General features: G+C 65.9%; 12 protein-coding genes. 8 read left to right on the top strand and 4 right to left on the bottom strand.

The window, feature by feature from the left end; all coding sequences use genetic code 11:
- Positions 1–2 precede the first annotated feature (2 nt).
- A complete protein-coding gene (locus HR9077_RS16075) occupies positions 3–791 on the bottom strand; it encodes a sulfite exporter TauE/SafE family protein (protein WP_136068100.1) in 789 nt (262 codons plus the stop codon).
- Positions 792–843: 52 nt separating this feature from the next.
- The gene (locus HR9077_RS16070; protein WP_210725948.1) at positions 844–1,530 is read right to left on the bottom strand and encodes a GntR family transcriptional regulator; all 687 of its coding nucleotides are present in this window, start codon (positions 1,528–1,530) and stop codon (positions 844–846) included.
- A gap of 141 nt (positions 1,531–1,671) precedes the next feature.
- Between HR9077_RS16070 and dctP the strand changes: the two genes are divergently transcribed.
- From dctP to HR9077_RS16035, 7 genes are all read left to right on the top strand, one after another.
- Entirely contained in the window at positions 1,672–2,670 is a 999-nt protein-coding gene (dctP, locus tag HR9077_RS16065; RefSeq protein ID WP_136068096.1) for a TRAP transporter substrate-binding protein DctP, read from the top strand.
- Positions 2,671–2,758: 88 nt separating this feature from the next.
- Positions 2,759–3,298: a TRAP transporter small permease gene (locus HR9077_RS16060; RefSeq protein ID WP_136068094.1), complete on the top strand. Its 540-nt coding sequence runs from the start codon at positions 2,759–2,761 to the stop codon at positions 3,296–3,298.
- Positions 3,282–4,610: a TRAP transporter large permease gene (locus HR9077_RS16055; RefSeq protein ID WP_136068092.1), complete on the top strand. Its 1,329-nt coding sequence runs from the start codon at positions 3,282–3,284 to the stop codon at positions 4,608–4,610. The genes HR9077_RS16060 and HR9077_RS16055 overlap by 17 nt, the downstream gene beginning before the upstream one ends.
- A 24-nt stretch (positions 4,611–4,634) precedes the next feature.
- Complete coding sequence (locus HR9077_RS16050; RefSeq protein ID WP_136068091.1) at positions 4,635–5,993, top strand: malonyl-CoA decarboxylase; 1,359 nt, start codon at positions 4,635–4,637, stop codon at positions 5,991–5,993.
- Positions 5,990–7,519 carry a malonate--CoA ligase gene (locus HR9077_RS16045; protein WP_136068089.1) on the top strand — a complete coding sequence of 510 codons (1,530 nt, stop codon included), beginning with the start codon at positions 5,990–5,992 and terminating at the stop codon, positions 7,517–7,519. The genes HR9077_RS16050 and HR9077_RS16045 overlap by 4 nt, the downstream gene beginning before the upstream one ends.
- Before the next feature lie 132 nt (positions 7,520–7,651).
- Positions 7,652–8,545, top strand: coding sequence for a glycine betaine ABC transporter substrate-binding protein (locus tag HR9077_RS16040; protein WP_136068087.1), 894 nt, complete (start codon positions 7,652–7,654; stop codon positions 8,543–8,545).
- An 89-nt stretch (positions 8,546–8,634) separates the two neighbouring features.
- Positions 8,635–10,674, top strand: coding sequence for a CocE/NonD family hydrolase (locus HR9077_RS16035; protein ID WP_136068085.1), 2,040 nt, complete (start codon positions 8,635–8,637; stop codon positions 10,672–10,674).
- Between the two features lie 83 nt (positions 10,675–10,757).
- Here the strand turns inward: HR9077_RS16035 and HR9077_RS16030 are convergent, their stop codons facing one another.
- Together HR9077_RS16030 and HR9077_RS16025 are read right to left on the bottom strand one after the other, a co-directional pair.
- A complete protein-coding gene (locus HR9077_RS16030; RefSeq protein ID WP_136068083.1) occupies positions 10,758–11,021 on the bottom strand; it encodes a Txe/YoeB family addiction module toxin in 264 nt (87 codons plus the stop codon).
- Complete coding sequence (locus HR9077_RS16025) at positions 11,014–11,274, bottom strand: type II toxin-antitoxin system Phd/YefM family antitoxin (RefSeq protein ID WP_136068081.1); 261 nt, start codon at positions 11,272–11,274, stop codon at positions 11,014–11,016. Before HR9077_RS16025 ends, HR9077_RS16030 begins: the two co-directional genes overlap by 8 nt.
- Positions 11,275–12,076: 802 nt before the next feature.
- Between HR9077_RS16025 and codB the strand changes: the two genes are divergently transcribed.
- Entirely contained in the window at positions 12,077–13,333 is a 1,257-nt protein-coding gene (gene codB / locus HR9077_RS16020; protein WP_136068079.1) for a cytosine permease, read from the top strand.

The raw sequence follows: 13,333 nt of genomic DNA, 5'->3' as shown, positions 1-13,333 counted from the left end.
TCTCAGAAGATGATCTTGACCCCCACCAGCAGGATGACCAGGGCGAACAGCTTCCTGAGCACGCCGGCCGGTAATCGATGGGCGACGGCAACGCCGAGCCTGGCGAACGGCACGCTGCACAGCACCATGCCGAGGAAGGCCGGCCAGTAGAGGAAGCCGGTGGCGTACTCGGGCAGCGCGGCGTGGCGATATCCGGTCGCCACGAAGGTCAGCGCGCCGAATGCCGCGATGGGAATCCCGCAGGCGGCCGAGGTGCCAATGGCTCGGGTCATGCTCGCCCCGCTGCGCAACAGCCACGGCACGCTGAGCACCCCGCCGCCGATGCCGAACAGCGCCGAGAACGTGCCGATCACCGACCCGGCGCCGAGCGTCTGGAGCGTACCGGCCCCTTCACCCGATGCGCGGGGCATGCGCGACAGCAGCAGCCTCAGCGCCAGCAGGATCAGGAACAGGCCGAACAGCAGCTGCAACTGGGCGGCCGGCAGCACGCTCGCCAGCAGCCCGCCCAGGATCGCCCCCGCGATCAGCCCCGGCAGTAATCGCACCAGCAGTGGCCGGGCCACGGCGCCACGCTGCCAATGGCCGAACGCCGACGAGGAGCCCGTCACCGCGATGGTCGCCAGCGACGTGCCGATGGCCATGTGGGTCATGACCGACGCATCGATGCCCTGCTGGGCGAATGCAAGGAGCAGCGCCGGGACGATCACCACACCGCCGCCGATGCCGAACAGCCCGGCGATGAAGCCGGCGACGCCGCCGATCAGGCAATAGAACAGTAACGACAACAGCATGCGAACCCCCGGCTCGGCTGTGAAATGCAGGCGAGGACGCCAGCCGATGGCCTCAGGACGGCTCGGCCAGCGTGACGCGGCTCAGATCCTTGACGCTCGCCACCAGGTCGCTGAACCGCTCGCCCTGGACCAGTACATGCGAGCGCAGCGCCTCCTCGGCCGCCTGGCTATCGCCCGCCTCGATCGCCGCCACGATGTGCCGGTGCTCGTCGAGTGACGACTGCATGCGGTGGCGCACCTTGAGCTGCAGGCGCCGGTAGGGCTTCAGGCGCATCTTCAACTGGCGGGCCTCGTCGGCGAGAAAGGCATTGTGGCTGGCGGCGTAGATGCAGCCATGGAAGGCTTCGTTCTCATAATAGTACTCGTCGGTATCGCCGTTCCCGGCGGCCTGCTCGCAGCGCGTCAGGGCGTCGCGGAGCTCGGCAAGCTCCAGCGCCGTGATGCGGCGCGCGGCGAGACGCCCGCACATCCCCTCCAGCTCCGCCATGACCTCGAACATCTCGATCAGCCGGTCGATGCCGACCTCGGCGACGAAGGTGCCCTTCTTGGGTTGCACGGTGACCAGCCCACTGGCCACCAACTGGTGGATGGCTTCGCGGACCGGAGTGCGCGAGACGTTGAATTCCTGGCCCAACGCTTCCGGATCTAGGCGCTCCCCCGGCACCCGGTGCCCGTTGAGAATGTCATTCTCCAGCGCGTCCCTGAGTCGCTGCGTGTTGGATCGCTTCATGCCGCCCATGCGTCACCTCCCGGCCGCTGCCTCTGCAACCATGGTCTAGGGTCAAAAAATTGACATAAATATATTAGCACCGCTATTAAAGTATACATCAGCACGCCTGATATATACCTAGCACAATAACAATCCACAGGAGACGCCACCATGAAACTCACCTCCCTCCCGCTGCTGACCGCCCTCGGCCTGGCCGTTGCCTTTAGTTCCGCGGCCTCGGCCGAAACCGTGCTGCGCGCTTCCCACCAGTTTCCCGGCGGCAAGGGCGACGTGCGCGACGAGATGGTCCAGTTGATGGCCAAGGAGGTCGAAGCCGCCGATGTCGACCTCGAGATCCAGGTCTACCCGGGGCAGTCGCTGTTCGACGCCAAGGAACAGTGGGGCGCGCTGGTGCGCGGCCGGCTGGACATGACCTCGTTGCCGCTGGACTACGCCAGCGGCCGCCACCCCGAGTTCTCGGCGACCCTGATGCCGGGCCTGGTGCGCAGCCATGAGCGCGCCCAGCGTCTCAACGACTCCGAATTCATGGACATGATCAAGCAGGTGATCAACGACGCCGGGGTCAAGGTCCTCGCCGATGCCTGGCTGGCGGGCGGCTTCGCCTCGAACGAGCGGTGCATCACCTCGCCGGATACCGTCCAGGGTCAGGCCATGCGCGCCGCCGGCCCGGCCTTCGACGAGATGCTGGCCACCGCCGGTGCGTCGATCGCCTCGATGCCCTCTTCGGAAATCTACACGGCGATGCAGACCGGCGTGCTCGACGGCGCCAACACCTCGTCCGGCTCGTTCGTCTCCTACCGCATCTACGAGCAGGTCACCTGCCTGACCGCCCCCGGCGAAAACGCCCTGTGGTTCATGTACGAGCCGATCCTGATCTCCCAGCAGAGCTGGGATGGCCTCAATGAGAAACAGCAGCAGGCCCTGACCGAGGCCGGCCAGAAGGCGGAAGCGTTCTTCGCCAGCGAAGCCGCCGCACTCGACCAGAAGATGGTCGACGTGTTCAAGGAGAACGATGTCGAGGTGGTGAACATGTCGGCGGAGGACTACAACGCCTGGCTGGAGATCGCCAAGGAGAGCTCCTACAAGACCTTTGCCGAGAACGTGCCCAATGGCCAGGCCCTGATCGACGCGGCGCTGGCCGTGGAGTGAGTCCACCGGCCCGGCCGCTGTCGCCGGGCAGTCGCTTTGTCGGCCGCCGTGTCCGGGCGGCCCTTCACTCATCGCTGAGGGAGGCGTCATGGCCCATACCTCGAGCCCCCCGTTGCTGCCCAAGCATGGCGTGACCGGGGGCTACATCCGCCTGATGGATGCCGTGTCCGGCGGCGTGGCGGTGCTGGCCGCCGCCGCCCTGGCCGCCGGTGTGCTCGCCGTCTGCCACATGATCTTCATGCGTTACGCGCTGGGCCAGAGCACCGTCTGGCAAACCGAGTTCGCGGTGTTTTCCGTCACCGGCGCGATGCTGCTCGGTGCCCCCTATGTGCTGATGACCGGCGGCCATGTCGCGGTCACCGTGCTGCCCGATGCGCTCGGTGGCTGGCTCAAGAAGGCCATGCTGCTGGTCGCCTCGCTGGTCGGCCTGGGCTTCTGCATCGCGCTGACCTACGGCGCCTGGCTGTACGTGCTCGAGGCCTGGCATGGCGGCTGGACCACGGGCACGGTATGGAACCCGCCGCTGTGGCCGGCGCTCGCGCCCATGGCCATCGGTGCCAGTCTGCTCTCGCTGCAGTACGTGGCGGAAATTCTTCGCGGGGAGTCCGAACATGGATCCAGTCACTAGCGGCATCCTGATCGTCGTGGCGCTGGTGGTGCTGATGGCCATCGGCACGCCGATCGCCTTCGCGCTGGGCAGCGTGGCCCTCGGCGCGCTGGTGCTCGACCGGGGCATGGGCGAGCTGACCTACTTCGGCGAGACCTTCTACGGCAGTCTCGCCTCGTTCAGTTTCGTGGCGATCCCGATGTTCATCCTGATGGGCGCGGCGGTGGCCTCGTCGCCCACCGGGCGCGATCTGTATCGCTCCCTCGACCTGTGGCTGGGCCGCGTCCCCGGCGGGCTGGCGATCTCCAACATTGGCGCCTGTTCGATCTTCGCCGCACTGTCCGGCTCGTCGCCGGCGACCAGCGCGGCGATCGGCAAGCTGGGCATCCCCGAAATGCGCAAGCGCGGCTACCCGGACGGCGTGGCGGCCGGCTGCATCGCCGCCGGCGGCACGCTGGGGATCCTGATTCCGCCCTCGGTGACCATGATCGTCTACGGCATTTCCACCGAGACCTCGATCGGCCGGCTGTTCATCGCCGGCGCCGTGCCCGGCGTCATGCTGGCCGTGCTGTTCATGACCTGGACGCTGATCGCCTGCAAGCTGGCCGGCGGCTACGACACCCCGAACCCGGTCGCCCAGGCGGCGGCCCAGGTCAAGGACAACGTCGAGGGCAATCTCAAGGCGCTGGTCCGGGTGCTGCCGTTCCTGGTGGTGGTCACCGGCATCCTGTTCGCCCTCTACGGCGGCGTCGCGACCCCTTCGGAAGCGGCCGGGGCCGGGGCCTTCCTGTGTCTGGCGCTGGCCATCCTGGTCTATCGCATGTGGCAGGCCAAACCGCTCAAGCTGATCATGCGCGACGCGCTGCGCGAGAGCGTGATGATCATGCTGATCATCGCCGCCGCGGAGATCTTCGCCTATGCGCTGTCGTCGATGTTCATCACCCAGACCGTGGCCGGGGCGATCGCCGATCTCGAGGTCAACCGCTGGGTGCTGATGGGCATCATCAACCTGTTTTTGCTGGTGGCCGGGTTCTTCCTGCCGCCGGTGGCGGTGATCGTGATGACCGCGCCGATCCTGCTGCCGATCATCCTCGCGGCGAACTTCGATCCCTACTGGTTCGCGGTCATCCTGACCATCAACCTGGAGATCGGGCTGATCACCCCGCCGGTGGGCCTGAACCTGTTCATCATCAAGGGCATCGCACCCGACATCGCGCTGCGCGACGTGCTGCTGGGCAGCCTGCCCTATGCCCTGTGCATGGTGCTGGGGATCGTGCTGCTGTGCTTCTTCCCGGGCATCGCCACCTGGCTTCCCGACCTGATGATGAACTGATCGCAACCGACAAGAGCATCGATCATGAACATGAGCTTTCTGCAGGAGCTGTTCAGTACCATCACCCAGCGTGATGCCTTGCGTCGCAAGCGCTCGGGCACCCTCGCCCCGGTCAGCCACGAGGGCTTGATCGGCGCCTGCCAGGCGTTGCTGGAAAGCGACGGCGAAGCCTCGAGCATCACCCTGGCGCGCCGCGCGCTGGACCTGTATGCGCGGCTCGACGAAGGCGACAAGCTGCGCTTCTTCGAGCGGCTGACCAGCGAATTCTCCGCCGACCCGGAGCGCATCGATGCGGCCTATCAGCGCTACCGGGACTCGCGGGACAACGGCGACCTGCAGGTGCTGTTCGATGTCTGCGAGCCCAGCCGCCAGGAGGTCCTGCGCCGCCTGAACCTGACCACCGACGGCACCCACGAACTGGTGGGCATGCGCGAGGACCTGCTGGGGCTGCTCAAGGCGCACCCCGACCTGCAGCCGCTGAACGCCGACTTCGGCCACCTGTTCGGCTCGTGGTTCAACCGCGGGTTCCTGGTCCTGCGGCGCATCGACTGGAACACCCCGGCGGCGATCCTCGAGCGCATCATCCATTACGAGGCGGTGCACGAAATCCAGGACTGGAACGACCTGCGTCGCCGCCTCGATGCCCGTGACCGGCGCTGTTTCGCGTTCTTCCACCCGGCGATCGGCGACGAGCCGCTGATCTTCGTCGAGGTGGCCCTGCACCGGGGCCTGCCCGACCGGATCCAGCCCATCCTCGATGGCAGCCAGGGCGTCATCGAGGACCCGGACAGCGTCGATACCGCGGCCTTCTTCGGCATCAGCAACTGCCAGACCGGGCTGCGCGGCATCTCGTTCGGCAACTTCCTGATCAAGCAGGTCGTCCAGGAGCTCAAGCAGGAGCTGCCCAACCTGCGCAACTTCGTGACCCTGTCGCCGGTGCCTGGCTTCCGCCAGTGGCTGGACAGCGTGCGCGAGAGCGAGGACCGCCTCGACGACGAAGCCAGCGAGACGCTGGCCCTGCTCGACGAGCCCGACTGGCACAGCGACCCGGCCAAGGCCGACCGCTTGCGGGACGTGATCAGACCCCTGGCGGGCCATTACCTGCTGCACGAGAAGAACGCCCAGGGCCTGCCGCTCAATCCGGTCGCCCGCTTCCACCTGGGCAACGGCGCGGAGCTGCATCGCATCAACTGGCTGGGCGACGTCTCGGCGAAGGGCATCCAGCAGGCCGCCGGGCTGATGGTCAACTATCTCTACGTGCTCGAGGAGATCGAGCGCAACCACGAGCACTACACCACCGACGGCACGATCGCGCGCTCCTCCAGCGTGCGCGACCTGGGACGGCGTGCCCGGAAACTGCTCACGGGAGAAACGGAAAAATGAGCGACAACCTGTTCGAGACGTTTGCGGCGCGCATGCAGGCCCGCGAAGAGGCCCCCTTCATCACCACCCGCGAGGGCCACGGCTATACCTATCGCCAGGCGCTGGCACGCAGCGCGCAACTGGCCGGCGCCCTGCAGGCGCTGGGCGTCGCCCCCGGCGACCGGGTGGCGGTACAGGTCGACAAGAGCCCCGAGACCATCCTGCTGTACCTGGCGTGCCTGCGCCTGGGCGGGGTCTACCTGCCGCTCAACACCGGCTACACCGCCGAGGAGATCCGCTACTTCCTCGGCGATGCCGAGCCGGCGCTGTTCGTCTGCCGGCCCGACGACCTGGACGCCGCCCGGCGCGTCGCCGACGAGAGCGGCTGCCCGCAGGTCGCCACCCTGGGCACCCGCGCCGACGGCAGCCTGATGGAGCAGGCCGAGCGGGCCACCCCGTTCGAGACCGTCGAGCCGCGCGAGGCCAACGATCTGGCGGCGATCCTCTACACCTCGGGCACCACCGGGCGCTCCAAGGGAGCCATGCTGACGCACCGCAACCTGGCCTCCAACGCCGCCTCGCTGGTCGAGGCCTGGCGCTTCAGCGAGGCCGACCGGCTGATCCACGCGCTGCCGATCTTCCACACCCACGGGCTCTTCGTGGCCTGCAACGTGGTGCTGATGGCCGGCGCCAGCCTGCTGTTCCTGCCGCGCTTCGACGTCGACACGATCATCGAGGAGTTGCCCAACGGCACCACGATGATGGGCGTGCCGACCTTCTACACCCGGCTGCTCCAGGACGAACGGCTGAGCGCCGAGCTCACCGCCAACATGCGCCTGTTCACCTCCGGCTCGGCGCCGCTGACCGCCGAGACCCACCAGGCCTTCGAGCAGCGCACCGGGCATGCCATCCTCGAGCGCTATGGCATGACCGAGACCAACATGAACACCTCCAACCCCTACGACGGCGAGCGCATCGCCGGCACCGTGGGCATGCCGCTGCCCGGCGTGGAAGTCCGCGTCACCGACCGCGAGAGCCACGAAGCGTTGCCCCAGGGCGAGATCGGCATGCTCGAGGTGCGCGGCCCCAACGTGTTCATCGGCTACTGGCGCATGCCCGAGAAGACCCGCGAGGAACTGCTCGAGGACGGCTTCTTCGTCACCGGCGACCTGGCGCTGGTCGACGAGCGCGGCTACGTGCATATCGTCGGGCGCGACAAGGACCTGGTGATCTCGGGCGGCTACAACGTCTACCCCAAGGAGGTCGAGCAGGTGATCGACGAGCTCGACGGCGTGGTCGAGTCGGCAGTGATCGGCGTGGCCCACCCCGATTTCGGCGAAGGCGTGACGGCGGTGGTGGTGCGCGCCCCGGACGCCGAGATCGACGAGGCCCAGGTCCTCGCCTCGCTGTCCGGGCGGCTGGCCAAGTACAAGCAGCCCAAGCGGGTGTTCTTCGCCGACAGCCTGCCCCGCAACACCATGGGCAAGGTGCAGAAGAACCAGCTGCGCCAGCAGTATCAGGATACATACGCGGCGCAGGCGCGCTGAGACGTGCGGTGACGGTCCGGCACAGCCGGATCCGTCATCGATGACATTTTAGAAACTCATCAATCGGGCTGCCCGGGTACGGTACTCTGGGAATCGACGAACGTCGCATCCCAACAACAAGGACCCCGTGCCATGAAACACCCCTTGCCCTCGCTGCTACTTGGACTCTCCCTGGCCCTGCCAGGGCTGGCCGCTCACGCCCAGAGCGACGACCCGATCGTGGTCGGCGGACTCAACTACACCGAACACCTGATCCTGACCTCCGCGACCGTGCAGCTGCTCGAGGCCCACGACTACAACGTCGACAAGCGCGAGGGGCTGGGCACCTCCGTGCTGCGCCAGGCCCAGGAGAACGGTCAGGTCGACCTCTATTGGGAATACACCGGCAACTCGGTGATCCTGTTCAACGACCAGCCCCAGCCCGAGGATGCCGAAGCCACCTACCGGACGGCCAAGCGCCTGGACGCCGAGAAGGACCTGATCTGGCTGGATCCGTCCGACACCAACAACACCTATGCGCTGGCGATGCGTCAGGCCGACGCCGAGGAGCGCGATATTCACAGCCTCTCGGACCTGGCCGCGGCCATGAATGACGGCGCCGAGCTGACGCTCGCCTCGAACGCGGAGTTCTATGCCCGCGACGACGGCTTGCGCCCCCTCCAGGAGGCCTATGGATTCAACTTTCCGCGCAGCGACGTCAAGCGGATGGACTCCGGGCTCACCTACAACGCGCTGAAGAACGGCAATGTCGACATCGCCCTGGTGTTCGCCACCGATGGCCGCAACGGCGCCTTCGATTTCGAGGTGCTCGACGACGACCAGGCCTTCTTCCCGGTCTATCAGTTGGCGCCGGTGGTCCGCCGCGACACCCTCGAGTCGCATCCCGACATCGAGGGCCTGCTCAACGCGATGGCGGCCGAACTCGATGACGCCACGCTGATCGACCTCAACAGCCGGGTCGACATCGACAAGCAGGAGATCGACGCCGTGGCCCATGCCTTCCTGACCGAGCAGGGGCTGCTCTAGGACAGCCCCGCAGGCAAGCCCTGCAAACACGCCTCACCGTTTACTGGCAGCGCCGTCCTGGCGCTGCCACCCAGTCAGCGAGTTTTCGTATGTTTCCCAGCGGTCTGACGCCCCAGGCAGACGAGGTGCGTGATTTCCCGCATGCCATCGTCGAGGATCCGGCACTCTTCATTCCCCTGCCCGATGGCACGCGGCTCGCCGCGCGGGCCTGGATGCCCGCCGACGCCGATCGCCATCCGGTGCCGGCGATCATCGAGTGCATCCCCTACCGCAAGCGCGACGCAACGAGCGCCGACGACGAGCGCATGCACCCCTACTTCGCCGGCCACGGCTACGCGGCGCTGCGCATCGACCTGCGCGGCAGCGGCGATTCGGACGGCGTGCTGCACGACGAGTACCTGCAGGGCGAGCAGGACGACATCATCGCGGCGATCGCCTGGATCGCCGAGCAACCCTGGTGCTCGGGGCGCGTGGGCATGCTCGGCATCTCCTGGGGCGGCTTCAATTCGCTCCAGGTCGCCACGCAACAGCCGCCAGCGCTCAAGGCGATCATCGCCGTGGGGGCCACGGTCGACCGCTACCATGACGACGTCCACTACAAGGGCGGCTGCGTGCTCAACGAGCACTTCGGCTGGGCCGCCTCGTCGCTGTCGTTCATGTCGCGGCCACCCGATCCCGCCCTGCGCGAGGACTGGCGGGCGCTCTGGCGCCACCGCCTGACCCACCAGCCGTTCGTCGCCGAGACCTGGTTCGACCACCAGACCCGGGATGATTACTGGCGCCACGGCTCCGTCTGCGAGCGCTACCAGGATCTCACCACGCCCGTGCTGGGCGTCACCGGCTGGGCCGACGCCTACGTCAATTTCGTGGCGGAACTGCTCGAGCACGCCCAGGGCCCCAGGCTGGGCATCGTCGGGCCCTGGCCGCACGCCTATCCCCACGTGGCGATACCCGGGCCGACCATCGGCTTCCTGCAGGAGGCGCTGCGCTGGTGGGACCACTGGCTGAAGGACGAGCCCACCGGCATCATGGATGAGCCGCTCTACCGGGTGTACTGCCAGGAATTCTCGAACGCCGACCCGGACTGCCGCCAGATTCCCGGGCAATGGCTGGCCGAGAGCCGCTGGCCCAGCCCCTTCGTCACGACGCGGGGCCTATCTCTCGCGGCGGGCGGGCTGCACGACGATCCGCGCTCGGCGCCGCCGCCCGGCACAGCAAGGCTGCAAGCACCCGCCGATAACGGCCGCCAGTGCGGCGAGTACATCCCCCATTGCAGCGGCCCCGAGATAGCCGGCGATCAGCGCGGCGACGATGCCCATTCGCTGGTCTACGACACCCCGGCGCTCTCCGACGAGACCGTCATCCTCGGCCGGCCGCAGCTCGACCTGCGGCTCGGCGTCGACCAGCCCAGGGCCAACCTGATCGTGCGGCTGTGCGATGTCTCCCCCGAGGGCATCTCGCAACGGGTTTCCTACGGTGTGCTCAACCTGTGCCACCGCGACAGCCACGTCACGCCCACCGACGTGCCCACCGACACGCCCCTGGATGTCCGGGTCACCCTCAACCAGGCCTGCCATCGCTTCGCCCCGGGCCACAGGATTCGGGTCTCCGTGACCACCGCCTACTGGCCGCTGGTCTGGCCCAGCCCCTACCCGGTCACCCTGACGCTGTTCGAAAGCGCCTGCCGTCTCGGCCTGCCGTGCCGGGCCTCGCACGAGGAGCCCCCGGTGCGCTTCGAACCGGCGGTGTTCTCGGGCCCGCTGCGTCACCGGGTGAACCGCGACGCCACCCAGCGCCGCGACATCACGCTGTCCCAGACCGGAGGCGACACCCGGCACGCCATCGTCGACGACTTCGGCGAGATCGCCTATGACCACGGGCTGGTCAACCGCGCCAGTGCCGACGAACGCTACGCGATCGACCCCGCCGACCCGGCCACCGCGCGCATGAGCAAGGCGTGGACCCAGACCTTCGAGCGCGGCGACTGGCAGGCGCACACCGAAAGCTGGGCGGCGCTGAGCTGCGACGCCGAGTGGTTCTACCTGGAGGCGCGCCTGCAGGCGTTCGAGAACGGGGAGCGTTTCATCGATCGGCGCTGGATCACACGGCGCCGGCGATGCTGGGTGTAATGCCAGGGGATGTCCGGTCCATGAAACGAGATGACGATTAATAGCGTCAGAACGCCCGAGGCGCTGCCTCGGGCGTTTTATGTTCAATAGTGATACCTGCAGGATATGATCGTTATCGCGACATCATCCACGGCATATACCAGACGGTTGGTCTCATCGATACGGCGTGACCAGAACCCCGTCATGTTTTCCTTGAGAGGTTCTGGTTTACCAATACCCTCAAAGGGGGAGCGCTTCACGTCAGAAATCAGCTTGTTAATTCTTTTGAGGGTTTTTTTATCCTGACTTTGCCAGTGGAGGTAGTCTTTCCATGACTCGTGCGTCCAGCAGAGCAAGCGACTATTCATCCCCATCCATCAACTCACGCTCGGCGACTTTTCCAGCCTTGTATTGTGCAATTGACTTATTCAGATGTTCGGCATTGGCAGGGGAACGCAGCAGATGGACCGTTTCCATCAGGCCATTGTAATAGTCAAGCGACATTACCACCGCGTTCTCGGCATCACGACGCGTAATGACCGTGGTGTCGGCATCGTTGACCACGTTATCCAGTACTGCCTTGAGGCTATTGCGAGCCTCGGTGAAGGAAATAATTCTCATCGGCCCTCTCTCCTGTACTGTTTACTGTACAATTCTAGCCTGACCAGCCGACATGTACAATATCCTGGCACACTCAACGCGTATCGTCACTTCTCCAGGCACTGTCTGAAAAGTCGACGAGCGAAGGTCAGACAAGGCAAAAATCAGCGAAAACGGACCGGGCTGGCGCACCAGTTTACGGGGTGTAAATGAGCATTTTGATCGGACTCGCGCCCGAGCTGATTTTTAACGCAGTATCGCCGAGCGCCGCAAGAGCTGGCGCCAGACCTTCCAGCGCGGCGACTGGCAAGCGCACACCGAAAGCTGGGCGGTGGTGGTTCTACCTGGAGGCGCGCCTGCAGGCGTTCGAGAACGGGGAGCGTTTCATCGATCGGCGCTGGATCACGGCGCCGGCGATGCTGGAACTAAGGCCACCGGGTGTCCAGTCCGAAAAAAGCCTGGCACCCAACCTCGGAACAGCTACCCCGGGACGCCCGATGCACCGCATCGGGCGTTTGTATTCGAAGGCCTTTCCTCGATCGTCTCCACGGCACGGCGTTTCGCCGCACGCATGGAATATCCGCCCCTTGATGGGGCATTCCCTGAACCAGAGCAGCGCAAGAACAGCGTGTGACAGGAGAAACCTCTCTACCTCCTGGCCCTGCTTGTGCAGAATGCACAGGTTATCGACACGCCACCGATCGGGAAGCGACAACCCCATCCAGTCTTGGCCATACCCCTGAACATTGGAACGAACCTTGCTTCATGGGAGGTCTGGAAAAGGGTATCTCTATCGTTTATGCGAACTTCTGCGGAGAACGCCATGGAAACCTCGGATTATCCACTGAGCGAAGTGCCCAACAGCGAACGCAAAGGGCTGCTCTCCACCTCGGCTGTACTGCTCGGCTTTACCTTCTTTACCGCCACCATGTGGGCGGGCGGATCACTCGGCAGCGCCTTCTCGTTCGGCCAGCTGCTGTGGGTGATTCTTGTCGGCAACCTGCTGCTGGGCGCCTACGCGGCGGCACTGGCCTACATCGCCTGCAAGAGCGGTCTCAACTCCGTGCTGATGGGGCGTTTCTGCTTTGGCGAGGCGGGCAGCAAGCTGTCCGACTTCGTTCTCGGCTTTACCCAGATCGGCTGGTATGCCTGGGGCACCGCCACCATCGCCGTGGTGCTGGTAAAGACCACCGGCCTGCCGGAGTCGCTCGAGACTCCGTTGATGGTGCTGTTCGGCCTTGCCTTCTGCGTCACCGCGATGATCGGCTTCCGCGGGCTGGACCTGCTTTCCCGCGTTGCCGTACCGGCGATGCTGCTGTTCATCCTGATCAGCCTCTACACCGGCATGGTGGATGTCGGGGGGCTTTCGGGTCTTGCGGGCCAGACGCCTTCCGAGAGCATGAGCTTTGCCGCGGCCATCACCGTGGTGATCGGCACCTTCATCAGCGGCGGCACCCAAGCCACCAACTGGAGCCGTTTCGCCCGCACGCCGAAGATCGCCGTGATCGCGACACTGGCCGCCTTCCTTGTCGGTAACGGCCTGATGGTGCTGACCGGCGCACTGGGCGCGATGATCTATCAGCAGGCCGATATCGTCGATGTGATGCTGGCTCAGGGCTTCGTGGTGCTCGCCGTTCTGATGCTGTTCCTCAACATCTGGACCACCCAGGACAACACCATCTACAACTTCGCCGTGGCCGGCTGCAACCTGCTGCGCACCGACAAGCGCAAGGTGGTCACCGTGGCCGGCGCCGCCATCGGCACCGTGCTGGCCGTGGGCGGCATGTACAACCTGCTGATTCCGTTTTTGGTGCTGCTAGGTACCTTCATCCCGCCGATCGGCGGCGTGATCATGGCGGACTTCTGGCTCAACCATGGGGGCCGGTATCCGAAGCTGGCCGACGTCAGCCTGCCCGCCTTCAACTGGATCGGCCTGGCCTCCTATGCGATCGCCTCCGGGATGGCTTACTTCTCCCCGGTGCTCCCGCCGCTGGTGGGCGTCATCGCCGCGGCCCTGTGCTACGGCATCCTGCTGAAGCTGCCGCTCGCCAGCCCAGCGCCGGGCCCGGCCGAAGACTGA

The organism is Modicisalibacter radicis (genome assembly GCF_900961225.1).
Classification (GTDB): Bacteria; Pseudomonadota; Gammaproteobacteria; order Pseudomonadales; family Halomonadaceae; genus Modicisalibacter.
This window is presented reverse-complemented; position numbering and strand designations above follow the sequence as displayed.

Coding starts and splice junctions, on each gene's coding strand:
- HR9077_RS16045 (WP_136068089.1), top strand. CDS start 5,990: ATGAGCGACAACCTGTTCGAGACGTTTGCGGCGCGCATGCAGGCCCGC.
- HR9077_RS16040 (WP_136068087.1), top strand. CDS start 7,652: ATGAAACACCCCTTGCCCTCGCTGCTACTTGGACTCTCCCTGGCCCTG.
- HR9077_RS16050 (WP_136068091.1), top strand. CDS start 4,635: ATGAACATGAGCTTTCTGCAGGAGCTGTTCAGTACCATCACCCAGCGT.
- HR9077_RS16070 (WP_210725948.1), bottom strand. CDS start 1,530: ATGGGCGGCATGAAGCGATCCAACACGCAGCGACTCAGGGACGCGCTG.
- HR9077_RS16035 (WP_136068085.1), top strand. CDS start 8,635: ATGTTTCCCAGCGGTCTGACGCCCCAGGCAGACGAGGTGCGTGATTTC.
- HR9077_RS16060 (WP_136068094.1), top strand. CDS start 2,759: ATGGCCCATACCTCGAGCCCCCCGTTGCTGCCCAAGCATGGCGTGACC.
- HR9077_RS16075 (WP_136068100.1), bottom strand. CDS start 791: ATGCTGTTGTCGTTACTGTTCTATTGCCTGATCGGCGGCGTCGCCGGC.
- dctP (WP_136068096.1), top strand. CDS start 1,672: ATGAAACTCACCTCCCTCCCGCTGCTGACCGCCCTCGGCCTGGCCGTT.
- codB (WP_136068079.1), top strand. CDS start 12,077: ATGGAAACCTCGGATTATCCACTGAGCGAAGTGCCCAACAGCGAACGC.
- HR9077_RS16055 (WP_136068092.1), top strand. CDS start 3,282: ATGGATCCAGTCACTAGCGGCATCCTGATCGTCGTGGCGCTGGTGGTG.
- HR9077_RS16030 (WP_136068083.1), bottom strand. CDS start 11,021: ATGAATAGTCGCTTGCTCTGCTGGACGCACGAGTCATGGAAAGACTAC.
- HR9077_RS16025 (WP_136068081.1), bottom strand. CDS start 11,274: ATGAGAATTATTTCCTTCACCGAGGCTCGCAATAGCCTCAAGGCAGTA.